At 71.2% G+C, this 19,487-nt stretch carries 16 protein-coding genes; 13 read left to right on the forward strand and 3 right to left on the reverse strand.

Annotated elements, in window-relative coordinates; all coding sequences use genetic code 11:
• Positions 1-32: 32 nt before the first annotated feature.
• Positions 33-926, reverse strand: coding sequence for a LysR substrate-binding domain-containing protein (locus tag FDP22_RS17035; protein ID WP_138576026.1), 894 nt, complete (start codon positions 924-926; stop codon positions 33-35).
• A gap of 210 nt (positions 927-1,136) precedes the next feature.
• Between FDP22_RS17035 and FDP22_RS17040 the strand changes: the two genes are divergently transcribed.
• The 5 genes from FDP22_RS17040 to FDP22_RS17060 all read left to right on the forward strand — a co-directional run bounded on the left by FDP22_RS17040 (position 1,137) and on the right by FDP22_RS17060 (position 7,461).
• On the forward strand, positions 1,137-1,982 hold the full coding sequence (locus FDP22_RS17040) for an FkbM family methyltransferase (RefSeq protein ID WP_138576025.1): 846 nt from the start codon (positions 1,137-1,139) through the stop codon (positions 1,980-1,982).
• A gap of 347 nt (positions 1,983-2,329) precedes the next feature.
• Positions 2,330-3,517 carry a diaminopropionate ammonia-lyase gene (locus tag FDP22_RS17045; RefSeq protein WP_138576024.1) on the forward strand — a complete coding sequence of 396 codons (1,188 nt, stop codon included), beginning with the start codon at positions 2,330-2,332 and terminating at the stop codon, positions 3,515-3,517.
• 33 nt (positions 3,518-3,550) lie between these two features.
• Positions 3,551-4,702, forward strand: coding sequence for an amidohydrolase (locus FDP22_RS17050; RefSeq protein WP_138576023.1), 1,152 nt, complete (start codon positions 3,551-3,553; stop codon positions 4,700-4,702).
• A 327-nt stretch (positions 4,703-5,029) separates the two neighbouring features.
• Positions 5,030-6,622 carry an OpgD/OpgG family glucan biosynthesis protein gene (locus FDP22_RS17055; protein ID WP_138576022.1) on the forward strand — a complete coding sequence of 531 codons (1,593 nt, stop codon included), beginning with the start codon at positions 5,030-5,032 and terminating at the stop codon, positions 6,620-6,622.
• A gap of 557 nt (positions 6,623-7,179) precedes the next feature.
• Positions 7,180-7,461 carry a hypothetical protein gene (locus FDP22_RS17060; protein ID WP_138576021.1) on the forward strand — a complete coding sequence of 94 codons (282 nt, stop codon included), beginning with the start codon at positions 7,180-7,182 and terminating at the stop codon, positions 7,459-7,461.
• Here the strand turns inward: FDP22_RS17060 and FDP22_RS17065 are convergent.
• Together FDP22_RS17065 and FDP22_RS17070 are read right to left on the reverse strand one after the other, a co-directional pair.
• On the reverse strand, positions 7,458-8,648 hold the full coding sequence (locus FDP22_RS17065; protein WP_138576020.1) for a GGDEF domain-containing protein: 1,191 nt from the start codon (positions 8,646-8,648) through the stop codon (positions 7,458-7,460). The two genes, FDP22_RS17060 and FDP22_RS17065, sit on opposite strands and share 4 nt — an antisense overlap.
• A gap of 257 nt (positions 8,649-8,905) precedes the next feature.
• Complete coding sequence (locus tag FDP22_RS17070) at positions 8,906-9,823, reverse strand: LysR family transcriptional regulator (RefSeq protein WP_170317744.1); 918 nt, start codon at positions 9,821-9,823, stop codon at positions 8,906-8,908.
• Between the two features lie 116 nt (positions 9,824-9,939).
• On the opposite strand from FDP22_RS17070, the gene FDP22_RS17075 reads away from it, so the two are divergent.
• The 8 genes from FDP22_RS17075 (at position 9,940) to FDP22_RS17110 (ending at position 19,048) form a co-directional block, all read left to right on the forward strand.
• The gene (locus FDP22_RS17075) at positions 9,940-11,355 is read left to right on the forward strand and encodes an amidase (protein WP_138576018.1); all 1,416 of its coding nucleotides are present in this window, start codon (positions 9,940-9,942) and stop codon (positions 11,353-11,355) included.
• Positions 11,356-11,452: 97 nt separating this feature from the next.
• Complete coding sequence (locus FDP22_RS17080; protein ID WP_138576017.1) at positions 11,453-12,751, forward strand: ABC transporter substrate-binding protein; 1,299 nt, start codon at positions 11,453-11,455, stop codon at positions 12,749-12,751.
• The gene (locus FDP22_RS17085) at positions 12,739-13,548 is read left to right on the forward strand and encodes an ABC transporter ATP-binding protein (RefSeq protein ID WP_239031815.1); all 810 of its coding nucleotides are present in this window, start codon (positions 12,739-12,741) and stop codon (positions 13,546-13,548) included. Before FDP22_RS17080 ends, FDP22_RS17085 begins: the two co-directional genes overlap by 13 nt.
• The gene (locus tag FDP22_RS17090) at positions 13,541-14,263 is read left to right on the forward strand and encodes an ABC transporter ATP-binding protein (protein WP_138576016.1); all 723 of its coding nucleotides are present in this window, start codon (positions 13,541-13,543) and stop codon (positions 14,261-14,263) included. Before FDP22_RS17085 ends, FDP22_RS17090 begins: the two co-directional genes overlap by 8 nt.
• Before the next feature lies 1 nt (position 14,264).
• Entirely contained in the window at positions 14,265-15,152 is an 888-nt protein-coding gene (locus FDP22_RS17095; protein WP_138576015.1) for a branched-chain amino acid ABC transporter permease, read from the forward strand.
• Positions 15,153-15,163: 11 nt separating this feature from the next.
• Positions 15,164-16,306, forward strand: a complete 1,143-nt coding sequence (locus tag FDP22_RS17100) for a branched-chain amino acid ABC transporter permease (RefSeq protein ID WP_138576014.1) — start codon at positions 15,164-15,166, stop codon at positions 16,304-16,306.
• A 13-nt stretch (positions 16,307-16,319) separates the two neighbouring features.
• Positions 16,320-17,948 carry a GMC family oxidoreductase gene (locus FDP22_RS17105; RefSeq protein WP_138576013.1) on the forward strand — a complete coding sequence of 543 codons (1,629 nt, stop codon included), beginning with the start codon at positions 16,320-16,322 and terminating at the stop codon, positions 17,946-17,948.
• Entirely contained in the window at positions 17,948-19,048 is a 1,101-nt protein-coding gene (locus tag FDP22_RS17110; RefSeq protein ID WP_138576012.1) for a class II histone deacetylase, read from the forward strand. Before FDP22_RS17105 ends, FDP22_RS17110 begins: the two co-directional genes overlap by 1 nt.
• The last annotated feature ends 439 nt before the right edge of the window (positions 19,049-19,487 follow it).

The following is a 19,487-nucleotide window of genomic DNA, read 5'->3' on the forward strand; positions in this document are numbered from 1 at the left end:
CCTTCGCGGCGGCCCCGCGCCGGGGCCTCTCCTCAGCGCCCGATCGCGCCCACCTCCGTGTCGATGGCCTCCACCAGCGCGTCTCCGGTGCGCGAGAGCGTGGTGCCCAGCGGTTTGACCAGCGACACGCGGAACTCCTCGCCATGCCCGAGCGGGCGGGTGATGCCGCCGCGCTCCGCATGCTCGCGCGCCGTCCACGGGTCGACCACCGACACCCCCAGCCCGCGGCCCACCAGCGCCCGGATCACGCTGGCGAGATAGCATTTCATGGTGATGCGCGGGCCGTGGCGCATGGCCGAGAACCAGCGGTTCTGCACCTGCCCGGAAATGGTGGTGTCATCGAAACCGATGTAGGTTACCCCGGCGAGATCGGCGAGCTGCACCTCCTGCTGCGCGCCGAACGGGTGGCCCGGCGCCGCGATCACGAAGAACGGCACGGAGTAGGAGCGGATCAGATCCACCTCGTGCTGGTGATGGGTGAGGATGTTCACCCCCAGGTCGGCGCGCCGCAGCGCGACCTGCCGCACCACCGGCAGGGTGGTGATGGTGATCTGGCTGATGTCCTCGGGCGCGCCGGTGCGGATGACCGCCTCTATCGCCTGCGGCACCAGGGTGGTGGCAAACACCGGCGCGGCGGCGATGGACAGGCTGGTGTTGCCGCCGGCGCGGATCTGCTGCGCGGTATTGCGGATGTGGTCCATGCCGAGGAAGCTGCGCTCCACCACCTCCCAAAGGTTGTGGGCGGCGGCCGTCGGCACGATCCGCGCGCCGTGCCGGGTGAAGAGCGCGAAGCCGACATTGCCCTCCAGCTCCTTGATCAGCCGGCTCACCGCGGGCTGGGAGATGTCCAGATACTCCGCCGCCGCCGTGAGGCTGCCGTTGCGCATCACTTCCTGAAAGGCCGAGATCTGCCGGTGCGTGATCATGTCTCGCGTTCTGCCCCATCGGCCGGAACGGGGCAAACCGTTTCTCGGGTCGCACGGCCGTTACCCGCCGCCCCGCCCGCGGCCCACGCCCTGCGCAGGCGGCGGGCGGGCGCGCGGGGCGGGCGTGAGCCGGTCGATAACGGGACGCCTTTCACCGATGTTTAACCGCCGCTCCGACACATTGGCTCCGCTTGAGTGCGGGAGAGATGGATGGACGGGGATCGGGGGCCGGGGTGCGCGGTCGCGGCACGCTTCGCGGCATTGCAGGAACGGGCCGCGCGGCTGGACGATGCGGGAGAGCCGATCGACAGCCCGCTGCGGCTGGCGCTGGCCGGGAAGGTGACGGAGATCTTCACCACGCTCTTCGCGCGCGAGGCCTTGGCCAGCAGCCTGGAGATCGGCGCCTTCGAGGCGGGCATGAGCCGCATGGCCATCGCCCTGAAGCCCGGGATCCGGGCCTGCGCGGTGGAGGCGAACCCGCATGTCTACGGCCGCTTCGCCCGCGAGGCGATCCACGCAGGCGTGACATACCTGCATGCGGCCGTGTCGGACCGCATCGGCATCGCGCGCATGCGCATCCCGCGCACCATCGACGGCCGCGAGATAGACCCGGTGAACCCGATCTCCAGCCTGCGTGAGCGCAGCTGGGGCGAGGTGACCTACGAGGAGGTGACGGTCAGCACCGTCACGCTCAACGCCCTGCGGCGCATGCTCGGCGTCCGCCCGCCACATGCGGTGTGGATCGACGTGGAGGGCGCGCAGCTGCAGGTGATCCGCGGTGGCGGCAAGGTGCTCGCGGACACGGCGCTGCTGTTCATCGAAATCGAAAGCGTTCCCTACTGGAAGGGAGAGGCCCTCGAGTTCGAGGTGATCGGCGCGCTCGCCCCCTTCGACCTGCTGCCGCTGGTGCGCGATTTCGAAGCCCCGGGCCAGTTCAACGTGCTGTTCGTGAAGCGCGGGATCCTCACGCGCCACGCGGACTGGCTCTCCGCCCGCCTTGAGGGTATCGAGGCGCTGCTGGACGCGCATTTCGCCCGCGCCACCCCGGCGGCCTGACGCAAGGCCCGCCCAGCCGGAGCGCCTCTCCCCAAGGCCCGTCCGGCTGGAACTCCCCCCTCACGGCCTGTCCAGCCGGAGCCCCACTCCCGGTCTCACCCGGCCCGGCCCCCGGCGCCCCGGCGCCGCCCCCGGCCGGGGCCCCGACACGCCTGCGCCAGCGGTGCCGCCCCCGCCCCGGCCCGCCGCCCGGGAACCCCGGAGCCGCGGCTGGTGGAGGTCATCCCCGGAGCGTCCGCAGGGTGCGGGATGCAACGCGCGCACCATTTCGCGTTTCCTGATACGTAATTGCGCGAGACACGCCCGGATTCCCGGCTATTCTCAGCCAGACACGCAGGAGACATCCCTTGTATCAGCCCAATGGCACCGCGGACTACGGACAGGATCTCGCCCCGGAGGACGCCGCCCTCCTGTCGGACGGGGGAGCGGACCGGGCGCAGGCGATCTTCGCCCTGCGGCCGGAGCATGTCGCGACCCCGCTGCACAGGCTGGCCGGCCTCGCCCGGACGCTCGGCATCGCGGACCTGCACGTGAAGGACGAGGGCGCGCGGCTGGGGCTGGGCAGTTTCAAGGCGCTCGGCGGGGCCTACGCGGTACAGCTTCTGGTGCTGGAGGAGGCGGAGCGCCGGCTCGGCCACCCTGTGGCGCCGGAGGCGCTCGGCACCCCCGCCCTGCGCGAGATCGCCGGCAGCATGACCTTCGCCTGCGCGACGGACGGCAACCACGGCCGCTCGGTGGCGCAGGGCGCGCAGCTGTGCGGCGCGCAGGCCGCGATCTTCGTGCATTCCGGCGTGAGCGACGCACGGGTGGAGGCCATCGCCCGATTCGGCGCGCGGATGATCCGGGTCTCCGGCAGCTACGACGCGTCGGTGGAGGAGGCCGCGCGCGTGGCTGAGGCCGAGGGATGGACCGTGGTCTCCGACACGTCCTGGCCGGGGTATGAGCGCATCCCGGGCCTGGTGATGCAGGGCTACACCGTGATGGTGCGCGAGGCGCTGAAGGCCCTGCCGGCCCCGCCCACGCACGTGTTCCTGCAGGCCGGGGTGGGCGGCTTCGCCGCTGCCGTGGCCGGGCACATGCGCGTCGTCCTCGGGGCGAAAATGCCGATGGTCATCGTGGTGGAGCCGGAGCGCGCCGCCTGCCTGCACGCCTCCGCCGTGGCAGGCACGCCGGTGCGGGTGGCGGAGGCCGAGCCCACGGTGATGGCGATGCTGGAATGCTACGAGCCGTCGCGGGTGGCCTGGCGCATCCTGTCGCGGCTGGCGGACGGGTTCCTCACCCTGGCGGAGGAGACCTCCCCCGCCGCCATGCGCCGCCTCGCCCGGCCGGAGCCGGGAGACCCGGCCGTGGTGGCGGGAGAGAGCGGCGGCACCGGGCTCGCCGGGCTCATCCGCGCGCTCGAAGACCCCGGCCTGCGGAGCCGCCTTGCCCTGGGCGCCGGGGCCCGCGTCCTCGTGATCAACACCGAGGGCGCCACCGACCCCGCCCTCTACGAACGCCTCGTCGGGCTCCGCCCCGACCAGGTCGCCGCCTGACGCCCTCCGCCCCCGAAAGGAGATGACCCCGACATGAGTGACGCGACCTGCCTGCGACGCAGGATGACCGACTGGCGCCACAGCCTGCACGAGCAGCCCGAATTCGGTTTCGAGGAGCACGGCACCGCCGCGCTCATCGCCCGGACGCTGGAGGATCTCGGGCTGGAGGTGGTCCGCGGCGTGGGCGGCACCGGCGTGGTGGCGAGCCTGCGACGCGGCTCGGGCAACCGCGCCATCGCGCTGCGTGCGGACATGGACGCCCTGCGCATCGCGGAGGCGCCCGGGCGCCCGCACGGCTCGCGCAAGCCCGGGTTGATGCACGCCTGCGGCCATGACGGGCATGTCGCCATGCTGCTGGGTGCCGCCACCACGCTGGCCGAAGAGGGCGGCTTCGACGGCACGGTGCGCTTCGTGTTCCAGCCGGCCGAGGAATGGGGCCGCGGCGCCATCGCGATGCTGGAGGACAACCTGCTCGCCCGCTTCCCCTTCGACGAGATCCACGGCATCCACAACATGCCCGGCATGCCCCTGGGCCATGTCGAGACCAGGCCCGGCCCGCTGATGGCCGCCGAGGACATTTTCGAGATCACCCTGCAGGGCATCGGCGGCCATGCCGCCCGGCCCGAGGCGGGACGCGAGGCGCTGGTTGCCGGCTGCGCCCTGGTGGGCGACCTGCAGACCATCGCCTCGCGGCGGCTGAGCCCGTCGGAGGCAGCGGTGCTCTCGGTTACCGAAGTGCTCACCGACGGCGCCCGCAACGTGCTGCCGGGCAACGTGCGCATCCTGGGCGACGCGCGCAGCTTCTCCGCCGCCACCTCGGCGCGCATCGAGGCGGAGATGCGCCGCATCGCCGCCGGCATCGGCCAGTCCTACGCGCTGGAGGTCACGGTGGACTACCGGCGCGAATTCGTGCCGCTGGTCAACGACCCCGCGCTGGTCGGCGAGGTGCTGGCCGCCGCCAGCACCCAGCCCGGCGTCACGGTGAGCGGCGCGGCGGAGGCCGTCTGCGCCTCGGAGGATTTCGCGCGGTTCCTCGACCATGTCCCCGGCGTGTTCACCTTCCTGGGCAACGGGGTGGACTCCGCCCCCCTGCACAACCCGTCCTACGACTTCAACGACGACCTGCTGCTCACCGGCGCCGGCCTGTTCGCCGCCATCGCCCGCAGGCGCCTGCCGGACCGCTGAGGCAGGCCTCACACCGGGCTGAGCCGCCCGGACCACGCCGGCGCAGCCGGACTGCACCCTGAATGCACTGCCCGTGCTTCGTGTTCAGGGTGAAATACATGCCGCAACAGCATGTCATGAAAGGATATTTCTTCCATTCGATGCCTGCGCGCGCCGCACCATGTGCCGCAGCGCAGCGGCCACCCCCGGGGTCACGGATACCCACGAAATGTTGCCTTCGTGTGAGGGCCTTGCACGGTGTTTGTCTGGAAATCTCCGGGGAGCTGACCATTATTACGTTTCGCAGTGCCGCACGACCGGGCACACAGACAGGGACAAGGGGATCAGATGCACCTGAACAGACGCGACCTCCTGCGCAGCTCCGCCGGCCTCGCGGCCCTCCTCGCCACGCCGCTGGCCGCGCGGCGCGCCCTCGCGCAGGGCGCGAGCCAGCCGTTCTCCTACGAGGGGCTGGTGTCGCGGGCCGAGGCGGCCGCGAAATCCCCCTATTCACCGCCCTATCAGCCGATGCCCGAGGTCACCCGCCAGATCGATTACGAGGCGCATGGCAAGCTGAAGTTCAAGACCGACCGCGCCCCCTTCGGCGACCGCGACGGGGCCTACCCGGTCACCTTCTTCCACCTCGGCCAGTTCTTCACCAAGGCGGTGAAGATGCACGTGGTCGAGGGCGATACCGCCACCGAGATCGCCTACAGCCCGGACCTGTTCGAGATGCCGCAGGACAGCCCGGCCCGCCTGCTGCCCCCCGATTCCGGCTTCGCCGGCTTCCGCCTGCAGGAATGGAACACCGCGGACGACTGGCGCACCCAGGACTGGGTGGCCTTCCTGGGCGCCTCCTACTTCCGCGCCATCGGCGCCTCGGGGCAGTACGGGCTCTCGGCGCGCGGCGTGGTGGTGGACGCCGCCCTGCCCGACCGGGCCGAAGAATTCCCAGATTTCACCGAGTTCTACATCGCGGAGAGCACGGACCCGGACGCCCCGGTAACCGTCTGCGCGCTGCTCGACGGCCCCAGCATCACCGGCGCCTACCGCTTCCGGATGACCCGGGGCGAGGACCGCACCCGCGGCGTGAACATGGAGGTGGAATGCACCCTCTTCCTGCGCGCGGACATCGCGCGGCTCGGGCTGATTCCGCTCACCTCGATGTTCTGGTACGGTGAGTACGGCCGCGAGCGGATCAACGACTGGCGCCCGGAAGTGCATGATTCCGACGGGCTCGCCCTGTGGACCGGCGCGGGAGAGCGCATCTGGCGCCCGCTCAACAACCCGCCCTACACCTCCGTCGCCGCGTTCCAGGACCATGACCCGCACGGCTTCGGGCTGATGCAGCGCGACCGCAACTTCGACCACTTCCAGGACGGCGTGCGCTATGACCGGCGGCCCAGCCTCTGGGTGGAACCGGTGGAGCCCCTGGGCGCCGGCGCGGTGCAACTCCTTGAAATTCCGACCGATGACGAGATCCATGACAACATCGGCGCCTTCTGGGTGCCCGAGGCGCCCGCGACAGCCGGCAGCAGCTACCGGCTGCACTACAAGCTCTACTGGCAGGATGGCGACCCGCATCCCGCGGAGAACATCGCCCAGACCATCGCCACCCGCGTGGGCCGCGGCGGCGAACCCGGCAAGCCGCGCCCGGCGGACGAATACAAGTTCGTCGTGGAGTTCGACCGCCCCTCGGTGATGCGCAAGATCCCCTACGGCGTGTTCCCGGAGGTGATGGTGAGCACCTCGCACGGCCGGGTGATCCGCACCTTCTCGGAGCCGGTGCCGGACGGAAATGTCTGGCGCGCGACCGTCGACCTCGCACTCGACCCCGCCGAGATGGCCTCGGAACTGCGGATGTACCTCGCCCTGGACGGCGCGCCGCTCACCGAGACCTGGCTGTTCCATTTCGACCGGCGCAACGTCGTCCCCAGCTGAGCAGCCGCAGCGCTCCGCCCGCGCCTCATCGGGGTCCGCCGCGCCGGCGGGCCCCGCTCTCGTGATACCGCCCGGTAAAGCGACGCACCAATGACGTGATTCGGCCCCGACACGCGCAATCCGGCGCAGACCTGCCCCGGAACGACGGTCCGGCCCGCCCGGCAAACGCCTGAAATGGCGCGGGCTTCGCCTTGCGCGGGAGTGGGCTGAAAAATATCCTGCGGCCCGGTGGCAATTTTGTGTTACAGAATGTTTCGTGTCTTCCTTCCGAGCGTGATGATCTGGGGCAGAGCCGGGAAATAGGGCGCAGCGCGACGCCGCCGTCCGGTGACCTGTCCGACCCACGTAAAAGAGCCGACGCCATTCTCTCCGCAGTTTCGCGGGGCTGGCCACCCGCTCCACAGCATTGCCCCACCGGGCCTGTGCTTCGTGCGATCTTGCGCGCGAAACAGACGCGACCGCTTCCGCTGCCGGCCCGTCCGGCAGGGAGTGTCCCGAACAACGCACCGCCACCGGCCCCGCCGGGACCGGCGGTTGACTGCGAAAGGACCACGCAGATGACGATCCATAAAGCCGGTATCTCGCATGCCGCCCTCACCCGGACCGGGGAGCGCCGCCATGCCATCTCCGAAGACTTCCGTCGGCGCTACACCCCTGAAGACCGTCAGGAACTGCTCGAAACCCTGTGCATGGAAGACGGCGCGGAAACGGCCTGGGCCGAGGACGGCTGCACCATCGCCATCCTGGGCGCCTCGGCCACGGCCAATTCCCTGGACGAGGCGATCCGCGCCTGGTGCGACCAGGTGCGCCCCGACCCGGCTCTGGTGGCGAGCCGCTAACCATTCCGGCCGGCCGCGACAGCGGCCGGCCCGGGGGGACGGGGGGCCTCGCCGCTTTGCGCGGCAGCGCCCCTCCCCCTGCTGCCCCGGCCGGCGTCGGGCGCGGCCACCACCCGGTTCCGGCCCTGCGCCTTCGCCTTGTACAGCGCCTTGTCCGCGTTGCGGAACAACTCCCCGAAATCATTCGCGTTTGAGCCCGTCATGCTTGCCACGCCGGCGCTGGTCGTCACGTGGAAGTGGCGCGTGCCGCCGTCGAACATGTGCCGCGCGAAGTCCAGCCGGATGCGGTTGACGATCTTCAGCGCGTCCTCACGCCCGGCGCCTTCCAGCAGCACCACGATTTCCTCGCCCCCATAGCGGCCCACCAGGTCATTGCTGCGCACCCGCCGGGTGAGCAGCGCGGAGAAGGTGATCAGAACCGCGTCGCCCACGGCGTGGCCATAGGTGTCATTCACGGTCTTGAAATGGTCGAGATCGAACACCGCCAGCGACAGCGGCCGGCCGGTGAGATGGGCCTGGACGAACTTCTCCCCCCCGCGCAACTCGAAGTCGCGCCGCGTGGAGAGGCCGGTGAGACTGTCCGTGCCGGCCTCACGCCTGAGCCGGGTTTCGCGCACCGCGCGCCGCAGGTTGATATTGAGGTAGCGCCCGAACAGGGTGACGCAGATCATGTTCACCACGATGAGCGGCAGGAACATCTCCTCCAGCGTCGCCAGCGCCACTTTCAGCGGAAACATGAACACCGGCAATACGTTGGCATGGAAGATCAACCCCAGCCAGACCAGCTGGAGCATGTCGTAGCCCGCCCCGCGCGGCTGCACCCAGCGGGCGAAGGCCAGGCTGGTGAGCAGGGTGATCGCCAGCCCCGCCGCGCCCGGAACAGCCCCCGCGCCCCCGATCCAGAGCCGCGTGCCCATGGCCATGCCCGTTGCGATCAGGGCCGCGACCGGGCCGCAGAAGGGCGCCGTGAGCGCGATCACCGCGTGCCGGGCGTCGATGATGACCCCGGGGCGGATCTCCACCGGCAGCAGCATGCACAGCATGGCCCCGAAGCCGAACATCAGCCCGGTCACGCCCTGCATCCAGGCGGGCTCCCCGGCCTCGGGAAAACGCGACTGGGTGCCGAAGAACATCAGCGCGAGAGCGATCAACCCGGCATTCTGGACCAACGGCAGAATATTCTCCATCTGCGTCACGCTCTCCCTCACCACATGCAGCGCAGGAACCTCCCGGCGACAGCCGGCCTGGGCGGGGCGGGCGATGGCGCGCCGAAGCTCCCGGGCCGGGCCGCTCCGCCCCCCCAATTCGCAGGCAGTATCGGGCAAGGTCGCAAACGAAAGGTGCACGCAGACGGGGAAGTGCCCGCGCGCCGGGGAGGTGCAGCTGTGCGCGGACGGGGAGGAAACGCCGGTGCGGACCCGGGCGCGGGCGCGCCTCCGCCACGTCACTCCGCGGCGAGAACCTCCGGCGCCCGGGTGCCGAAATAGCCGCAGAGCTCCTCGATGAAGGCGCGCAGCAGCCGCGGCTTGCGGTCACCGTAGCGGTCCACCGCGATCAGCTTGGGCCCCGGCAGGCCCTCGTCGATCGGCAGGCGCAGGCATCCGGTCTCCACCTCCAGCGGCCTGGGGGGCCGCAGGTTCAGCACCGTGCAGCCGAACCCTGCCCCCACCGCGCGGATCACCGTGCTGTAGCTGCGGCTCTTGAAGCTCACTTCCGGGCGCTGGGACGCGTAGTCGAACAGGGTGAGCAGGTAGGTGACGGTGACCGGCTGGCTCAGCAGCACCAGCGGCTGGCGGGCCAGGTCCTCGATGCTCACGCTCGGTTGCAGGGCCAGCGGGCTGGAGAGCGGCACCATCGCGTGCGGCGGCGCGCGGCAGATCTCGGTGATCGCGCCCTCGAAATCCGGGCCCAGGTCGTAGGCGAGCGCGAGGTCGATCTCGCCCCGGTCCAGGAAACGCTTCAGGCGGGGCTGGTCGGCCTCGAACAGTTCCACCGTGATCGCCCCCAGCCGCGCGCGCAGCCGGCCCAGCACCTCCACCATGAACATCGCGCCGAAAGGTTCGAAACAGCCGATGCGCAGCGGGCCGTGCCGGTCGTTCAGCCCCTTCACGCGGTGGTTGAAGTCCTGCTCGGCCACCAGAAGCTGGCGCGCGGCGATCAGGTAGCGCTCCCCCGCCGGCGTGATCACGACCCCCCTGGCGCGGCGGCGTTCGAACAGCCGCGCGCCCAGGTCCGCCTCCGCGGCCTCCACCGCCGCGAGGATCGAGGATTGGGAGATGTTCATCGCCTCCGCGGCACGCAGGAAGCTGCCCTCGTCGGCCACTGCACAGACAAAGCGCAACTGTCTCAGGCTGGCGCTCATAATCTTCGCCTTTCTACATTTCATGTATAATCTTTATACAAACATTGCATTTTATCCAGAACCATCCGCGCCGCAGCATCGTCCCCACCCCCCCAAGGAACGGACGGACCAACCGCGTGCCTCAGACCAAGCCCACTCCCATCGACGACGCCCCGGACCTCTGCCGCCTCGGCGCCCGCGCGCTTGCGCAGGCCTATGCCGATGGCAGCCTCTCGCCGGTGGAGGCCACGCGCGCCGCACTGGAGCGCGCCGCCACGGCGCAGGAGCGCTTCAACGCCTTCTCGATGATCGACGCGGACACGGCCCTCGCCGCGGCCGCCGCGTCCGAGGCGCGCTGGAAGGCCGGCGCCCCGCTCTCCCCGGTGGACGGCGTGCCCTCCACCATCAAGGACATCGTCTCGGTGAAGGGCTGGCCGGCGCGCTATGGCTCCACCACCACCGACGCCGCCCCGAAGGCGGAGGACGCGCCGGCCGTGGCGCGCCTGCGCGCGGCGGGACTGGTGTTTCTCGGCATGACCACAACGCCGGAATTCGGCTGGAAGGCGCTCACCGACTGCGCGCTCACCGGCATCACCCGCAATCCGTGGAACCCGGAGGTGACGCCCGGCGGCTCCTCCGGCGGCGCGGCGGCGGCGGCGGCCTGCGGCGCGGGCGTGTTCCACCTCGGCTCGGACGGCGGCGGCTCCATCCGCGTTCCCTCCGCCTTCACCGGCATCTGCGGCATCAAGCCGACCTTCGGCCGGGTGCCCGCCTACCCCGCCAGCCCCTTCGGCACGGTGGCGCATGTGGGCCCGATGACCCGCCGCCCGGACGACATGGGCCTGATGCTCGACGTGATGTCGGGCCGGGACCGTCAGGACTGGCTGCAGGGCGAGGCGGTGTTCCCGGGGCTGGACCCGGTGGAGGTCTCCTTCGCCGGCCTGCGCATCGGCTACTGGAAGACGCCGCCCTCCGGCACGGTGGACCCCGAGATCGCGGCACGCATCGACAGGGAAGTGGCCGCGCTGGCCGCCGCGGGCGCGATCGTCGAGGAGATCGCCCTGCCGATGTCCGACCGGTTGCTGGGCATCTTCAACACCCATTGGTATGCCGGGGCGGCCAACCGGCTCGCCGGCCTCCCGGCCGGGCAGCGCGCGGCGGTGGACCCGGGCATGGTGGAGATGGCCGACACCGCCCTCACCTGGTCGATCCCCGACTATCTCGCCGCCGTGACCGCCCGCGCGGACTACGGTGCGGCGATGGACACGCTTCTGGGCAGCTATGATTTCCTCGTCTCCCCCGGCGCGGCCGTGCTCCCCTTCAAGGCGGGGGAGGAGGTGCCCCCCGGCTCCGGCCTGCCGCGCTGGATCGAATGGGCCGGCTTCTCCTACCCGATCAACCTCAGCCAGCAGCCCGCCGCCTGCCTGCCCGCCGGGCTGTCGGAGAGCGGCCTGCCCATCGCGCTGCAGGTGATCGCCGGGCGCGGCCGCGACGCGGACGTGATCGGCTTCGCGAAGGCTTACGGCGCGGCCCATCCGGACCGGTTCCTCTGAGAGACCCCCGCGCCCGGCCCTGAGGGGCCGGCGCCAGACCAGTGCAGAACAACGGCCCGCACCCGAATGCGGCGCCTTCCAACAAGGAGTGCTGACGATGCTGAACAGACGTTCCCTGCTCAGGGGCTCGGCCGCGGCCGGTGCCGCGGGCACCGCCCTGCTCGCCGGTCTCAACGGCGCGCGCGCCCAGGCCGGGGGCGCCCCGATCCCGGTGGGTGCCGCGCTGCCGATGTCCGGCATCGCCGCCGCCGATGGTATCGAGTTCCAGAACGGGCTCACCATGGCGGTGGACGAGATCAACGCCGCCGGCGGCGTGCTCGGCCGCCCGCTGGAGCTGCATGTCGAGGACACCGCCGACATGGGCGCCGACCTCGTCACCCAGGCCATGCAGCGCCTGATCGACCGCTACGAGACGCCGGTGATCATGAACGGCTACAACTCCGGCACCAACATGGTCGAGATGGACGTGGCCGCGGACAATGACGTGATCTTCTGCCACTACAACACGATGATCTCGCACAACAACAAGTTCAAGGAAGACCCCGAGCGCTACTACGGCTGCTTTCAGGGCGACCCGCCGGAATATTACTACGGCCCCGGCCTGCTCACCTATCTCAACACGCTGATCGAGAGCGGCCAGTGGACGCCGGCGAACCGCAAGATCGCCCTCATCCCCTCGGCCAACGAATATTCCATCACCATCGCCAACGCGGTGCGCGACCAGGCGGCGGAGTTCGGCTGGGAAGTCTCGCTCTACGAGACCGTGCAGTTCCCCAACAACCAGTGGGGCCCCACCCTCGCCAAGCTGCGCCAGGACCCGCCGGCGGTGATCGCGGTGACGCATTTCCTGCCCCAGGACCTCGCGCAGTTCATGGTGCAGTTCGCGCCGCAGCCGATGAACAGCCTGATCTACATGCAGTACGGCCCCTCCCTGCCCGCCTTCAAGGAGATCGGCGGCGAGGCGGTGAAGGGCGTGCTCTATTCCACCGTGGTGGGCTGCCTGCCGGATGAGTTCTCCGAAGCCTTCCGCAGTTCCTACCGCGCGCGTTTCGGCGAGAACTCCTCCTATCTCACCGGCTCGCAGACCTATGACGGGCTGTGGAAATGGGCGCTGGCCGCCGCCATCGCCGGCGGTCCGGGGGCGCCCTTCGACCGCGAGCAGGCGATGAAGGTGGCCGCCTCCATGAACCGGCTGATCTACCGCGGCGTGAACGGCATCTGCCGCTTCGACCCGGACGGCCAGTCCGCCTTTTGCTACCCCACCCAGATCGCCGACGCCTCGCTGGGCATGCCGCACCAGTTCCTCCAGCACCAGGACGTGGCCGCCGACCCGGTGATGGTCGCCCCCGGCTCCTACGCGAAGGCGGCCTTCATGATGCCGCCGTGGATGTCGTGAACCCGGGCGCGGCACCGATCCTCACCTGCAACGCGGTGAGCCGGCACTTCGGCTCGCTGCGCGCGGTGGACGCGGTGTCCCTGCAGGTCGCCCCCGGCGAGGTACTGGGCATCGGCGGGCCGAACGGCGCCGGCAAGACCACCTTCTTCGACGTGGTCACCGGCATCACCGCCCCCTCCGGGGGGCGGATCGACTTCATGGGGCGCGACATCACCGAAGCGGGGGCGGACGAGATCTGCCACGCCGGGATCGCGCGCACCTTCCAGCTCAACGCCGCCTTCGAGCACCTCACCGTGGCGGAGAACGTGGCCGTGGCCGCCCAGTTCGGCCGCCACGCGCGGCGCTTCCCCGGCTTCCGCCTCTCCGCCGCCTCGCGCGCGGCGGCAGCGGAGGCGCTGGAGTTCGCCGGGCTCGGGCCCAAGGCGCACCTGCGCGCGGGCGATTTGCCGGTGCTCGACCGCAAGCTGCTGATGATCGCCGGCGCCATGGCCACCGAACCGCGGATGATCTTCCTAGACGAGCCGGTGGGCGGGCTCAACAGCGCCGAGATCGACCTCGTCCAGGAGCTGGTGCGCCGCATGCAGGCGCGCGGCATCACCATCGTGCTCATCGAGCACGTGATGCGCTTCCTGCTCACCCTCTCTACCCGGGTGCTGATCATGCATCACGGCCAGATCATCTTCGAGGGCCCGCCCGACCGCGTGGCCGAGGACGAGACCGTGGTCGAGACCTATCTCGGCCAGGGAGCCGCCCGCCGCCTGAAGCGCCATTTCGCCGGAGCGCCCGCCCATGCCTGAGCCCGATATCGCGCTGAGCCTGCAGGGGCTGACCGCCGGATACGAGGGGCCGGACGTGCTGCGCGGCATCTCGCTCGACGTGCCCCGCGGCCGCATCGTCACCGTCGTCGGCCCCAACGGCCACGGCAAGTCCACGCTCCTGCGCACCGTCTCCGGGCTGGTGCGGGCGCGCTCCGGCCGCGTGCTGGTGGGAGGCGCGGAGGTGCAGGCCCTCGCCCCGCACCGCATCGCCGCCGCGGGTGTCGCGCATGTGCCGCAGGGCGACCTGCTCTTCCCCGAGATGACCGTGCACGAGAACCTGATGATGGGCGCCTACAGGGAGGCCGACGCGGGCGTGATCGAGGCCCGGCTCGCGGAGGTGCACGCCCTGCTGCCCCGCCTGCGCGAGCGGCACCGCCAGCTCGCCGCCTCGCTCTCGGGCGGCGAGCGGCGCATGGTGGGGATCGGGCGCGGGCTGATGGCCGGCGGCGCCATCCTGATGCTCGACGAGCCCTCCCTCGGCCTCGCCCCCCTCGTGATCGAGCAGATCTACGAGGTGATCGGGCGCCTGCGCGAACAGGGCCGCACCATCCTGCTGGTGGAGGAGAACCCGGCCCGGGTGGCCGAGCTCTGCGACGCCATGCACCTGCTCGACAATGGCGAGATCGTCTGGTCCGGCCCGCCCGCGGAGCTGATGGACCGCGACGAACTGCTCGCCACCTACCTGGGAGGCTGAGATGCTCGACATCCTCACCGCCGTTCTCGTGACCGGCCTCACCAACGGCGCGCTCTACGCCCTCGCCACCGTGGGGCTCTCGCTCATCTGGGGCTCGATGGGCATGCTCAACATGGCCCATGGCGCGATGCTCGCGCTCGGCGGCTACATCGCCTTCACCGTGGTGGAAACCCTGGGCCTCCCGCTGCCGGTGGCGATGCTGGCGGCCGTGGCGGCCGGTGCGCTTGCCGGCATCCTGCTCTACCTCGGCATCGTGCGCAGCCTGCTGAAATCCGGCGGCACGGGCTTCGAGACCAGCGTGATGATCGCGACCGTGGGCATCGCCATCGCGCTGCAGAACGCGCTGCTGCTGGTCTATGGCGGCCAACCGCTGCGCCAGCCCTTCGCCATCTCCGGCGCGGTGAGCGTGGGGGCGGGCGTGGTGCCGATGCTCAACATCGTCATCGTGGCCGTGGCGGTGGCGGTGATGGTGGCGGTCTCGGTGCTGATCTCGCGCACCCGCATGGGCCGGGCCATCCGCGCCACGGCGCAGAACCGCGACGCGGCGCTGCTGATGGGCGTGCCGGTGGGGCGGGTCTACCTGCAGGTGCTGGCCCTCTCCGGCGGGCTCGCCGGCATCTGCGGCGTGCTGGTGAGCTCGATCACCCAGCTCACGCCGGGGCTGGGCGCAGACCCGATGCTGAAGGCCTTCATCATGTGCGTGGTGGCGGGGCTGGGCAACCTGCCGGGCGCCATCGCCGCGGCCTTCGGCCTCGCCATCATCGAGGCGGCGGTGCAGTTCGGTGCGGGGGCCCGCTGGGGCTTCCCGGTGCTGCTGCTGCTGGTCATCGCCATCCTGATCTGGCGCCCCGCCGGCCTGTTCGGCCGCGCCCAGATCCGCCGCATGTGAGGGAGCAGAGCATGACCGACACCCCCGCACCCGGCGCCGATGCGCCCACCCCCGGCGCGGCGGCCTCCGCCGCGTCCGGGCACACGGCACGCTCCGCTGCAGCCAGCCCCGCGACAGCCTCGCCCGGCGCCGCTTCTGCGGCGCAGGCGGCCCCGGCGCCCGACGCCCCCTCGCCCCGCCGCGGCATCGCGACCGACCTTCTCGTGGGCGCGCTGCTGCTCGCCCTCGCCATCGCCGCGCCTTTCCTGATCGACAGCCGCTACGTGCTGGGCCAGATCGTGCTGGCGCTGTTCTGGGCCTCGGTCGCCGCGCAGTGGAACCTGCTCTTCGGTTATGCCGGGGTGTTCTCCCTCGCCCAGATGGCGCTCTTCGCGGTGGGCGGCTACGGCACGGCGATGCTGGCGCAGTATTTCGACCTGTCGATCTGGCTGTCCATCCCGCTCGGCGCGCTGATCGCGGTCGTGTTCTCGGTGATCGTGGGGCTCGCCTGCCTGCGGCTGCAGGGCGTCTACGTGGCGCTGCTCACGCTGGCCATCGCCCAGGTGCTCTACCTGCTCATCGTCACCGACACGGCCTGCTTCCGCATGGAGGGCACCTCCTGCCGGCAGTTCACCGGCGGGGCCACCGGCTTTGCCCGCTTCGGGGATTTCGGCATGCGCCAGCTCCTGCGCGGCGACTGGATGATGGGCAATTACGCCATCGTGCTCTGCGGTTTCCTGCTCACCATGGTGATGTCCTGGGGGATCATCCACTCCCCCATGGGCCTCGCCTTCAAGGCGCTGCGCGACAACCCGGCCTACGCGGTGGCGCGCGGCATCAACCGCTTCCACACCCAGCTTCTGGTGTTCGCGCTCTCGGCCTTCTTCACCGGGCTCACCGGCGGGCTCTACGCCGCGCATTTCCAGGCCGTCGGGCCGGGGCTGTTCTCGCTCTCCCAGCTGCTCTTCGTCATCGCCATTGCGGTGGTGGGGGGCGTGGGCACCTTCTGGGGCCCGGTGGTGGGGGCGATCGTGCTGATGCTCGCCGACGAATTCATGCGCGAGGCCGGGGAGTTCCGCACTCTCGGGCTCGGTCTCATCATCGCCGCCGCCACCGTCCTCCTGCCCCGCGGGCTGGTGGGCAAGGCTTCCGACCTCTTCCGTCGCCGCCCCTGAAAGGACCGCTGACATGTTCGATACCATCATCGTGGGTGCCGGGTCTGCCGGCTGCGTGCTCGCCTCCCGGCTTTCCGCCGACCCGGACCGCCGCGTGCTGCTGCTGGAGGCGGGCGGCCAGCCGCCGATCAACTCGAAGGTCCCCTCGGACTGGGTGACCCTGTTCAACACCGCCGCCGACTGGGGCTATTACACCGTGGCCCAGCCCGGCTGCCGCGGCCGGCGCATCTTCTGGCCGCGCGGCAAGATGGTGGGCGGTTCGGGCGCGATGAACGCGATGATCTACATCCGCGGCCTGCCGTCGGACTTCGACGGCTGGGAGGCCATGGGCTGCCCCGGCTGGGGCTGGGCCGACGTGCTGCCGGACTTCATCGCGACGGAGGGCAACACCGGCCGCACCGACCCCGCCTATCATGGCACCTCCGGCCCCCTGCATGTGGAGGACGTGGCCTGGACCCACCCCTGGGAGCGCGCCTGGATCGAGGCGGGCGTGGCCGCCGGCTACCCCGCGAACCCGGATTTCAACGGGCCCGAGCAGGAGGGTTTCGGCCTCTTCCAGTTCACCATCCGCGAGGGCGCGCGCTCCGGCACCTCCCGCGCCTTCCTGGAGGGGGCGCTGCCGCGGCCCAACCTCACGCTGAAGACCGGCGTGCACATCACCAGGGTGATCCTCGAGGGCGGCCGCGCGAAGGGGGTGGAATATCTCGAGAACGGCGTGCTGCAGCGGGTCTGCGCGGATGCGGAGGTGGTGCTCTGCGCCGGCTCCATCGGCTCGTGCCAGACGCTGATGCTCTCGGGCGTAGGCCCTGCGGACGAGCTTGCCGCCGCCGGCGTCACCCCGGTGCTCGACATCCCCCAGGTGGGCAAGAACATGCAGGACCACATCAACATCCCCTTCTCCTACTACACGAAGGAGGAGGGCGGCATCGGCGCCTGGGACGAGGCCTTCCTGACCGAGAGCTTCGCGGAATGGGAGCAGGCGAAGACCGGTCCGCGCACTTCCGCCTGGGTGGCCGCCGGCGCCCATGTGCGCTCGCGCCCCGACGTGGAGCCGGACCTGCAGTTCTACGGCGCCGCCTCCCCGCACCGGGACTATGCCCGCTTCCTCGCCTCGAAATCCGGCATGACCTTCCACTGCACCCTGCAGCGCCCGGAAAGCCGCGGCGAGATGCGGCTGCGCTCGGCCAACCCGCTCGACCACCCGGACCTCGACCCGAAATACTTCGTCTCCGACCCGAGCGGCCGGGACATCGCCACGCTGGTCGAGGCGATCCGCATCCAGCGCCGGGTGGCGGCGACCGAGCCGCTGGCCGGCATCCTGGGCGCGGAGATGCAGCCCTCCGCCGAGTGCCGCAGCGACGCGGAGCTGGAGACCTACATCCGCGGCCATTGCACCACGCTCTACCACGTGGCCGGCACGCTGCGCATGGGCACGGACGCGGCGGCCCCGGTGGACCCCGCCTCCTTCGCGGTGAAGGGCATCGAGGGGCTGCACGTGGCCGATGCCTCGCTGTTTCCGAAGATGATCTCGGGCAACACCAACACCACCACGGTGCTGATCGCCGAGCGCGCGGCGCGCGCCATCGCGGGCTCCGTGCCCGCCACCGCCACCGCCACCGCCACCGCCGGGACGGGCGCGTGATGGCGACGGGGTTCAACTTCCACGAGCTCTACCTCTGGCACGACACGAAGAACTATGCGTCGGTCTTCCCGCCCGGGCTCACCATCGAGCCCGGCGAGCACGCGGAGAACCCCACCACCAAGCGGCGCATGCGCAACCTGCTGGAGGTCTCCGGCCTGCTGGGGCAGCTCACCGCCCTGCCCGCCACGCCGGTGACGCAGGAAGATATCCTGCGCGTCCACACGCCGGCCTACGTCGCGAAGCTGCGCGCCCTGTCGGAGGCGGAGGGGGGCGACGCCGGCGGCCTCACCCCCTTCGGCACCGGCTCCTTCGAGATCGCCCGGCTGGCGGCGGGCGGCACCTGCCGGGTGCTGGAGGCGGTGCTGCGCGGCGAGGTTGCGAACGGCTACGCCCTCACCCGCCCGCCCGGCCACCACGCCGAGCGCGACATCGGCATGGGCTTCTGCCTGCTCGGCAACATCCCGATCGCCATCCTGAAGGCGCGGGCCGAACACGGGCTGGGCCGCGTGGCGGTGGTGGACTGGGACGTGCACCACGGCAACGGCACCGAGCAGGCCTTCTGGGAGGACGGCGAGACGCTCACCATCTCGCTGCACCAGGACCGGCTGTTCCCGCTCACCACCGGCGGCACCGGCAGCCGCGGCGCGGGCGCGGGGCTGGGGGCGAACATCAACATCCCCCTGCCCCCGGGCTCCGGCCACGGCGCCTATGTGGCGGCCTTCGAGCGCCTCGTGCTGCCGGCGCTGGAGGCCTTCGGCCCGGAGATGGTGGTGGTGGCCAGCGGCTTCGACGGCTCGGCGAACGACCCGCTGGGCTGCATGATGATGCACTCGGGCACCTACCGCGCCCTCACCCGGATGCTGATGGATTTCACCGCCTGCCGCTGCGGCGGACGCCTCGCGATGAATCACGAGGGCGGCTACTCCGCCTCCCACGTGCCCTACTGCGGCCTCGCGGTGCTGGAGGAGATGTCGGGCATCGCCACCGGCATCGAGGACCCCTGGCTCTCCAACATGGCCGCCTACGGCCAGCAGGAGCTGCAACCCCACCAGGCCGCCGCCATCGCCGCCGCCGCCGAGGGCCAGCCCCTGCTCGCCTGAGCCCGTCGTGCCGGCGGCGCAGGCCGCCCATGGCCCGAAGGGGGCTCGATGCCCCCGAGGGACATTCCCACGCGCGAAACGCCGGGCGGACGCGCAACAGCGATACCGGGCCCGCGCCCCGGGCCGGGCCGGGCGAGATCGCAGCGCCGGACACGCGGCCCCGGACGGGCCCGGGCTCTCCACGCGCAACCGCGCCCGCCGACCTGCGCGCGATGCGCCCCGGGGGGCCCGCTGCTGCGATCCTGCCCGCCGGCATCCGGGGGCTGCCGGGCGCGCGCGTCGCACCCGGCAGCTGGCCGCGAGAAGAATCCTGTCCGGGGAAACGCCCCTCGGGGGCATCGAGCCCCCTTCGGGTCGTCGGCGGCGCCGCGCCGCCGGCCCAGCGGCACCCGGTCACCCACAATCGCCGGGGCGCGTGTATCGGGGCAGCAGGAGCCCA

Source organism: Paroceanicella profunda (assembly GCF_005887635.2).
In the GTDB taxonomy this organism is placed as follows: domain Bacteria; phylum Pseudomonadota; class Alphaproteobacteria; order Rhodobacterales; family Rhodobacteraceae; genus Paroceanicella; species Paroceanicella profunda.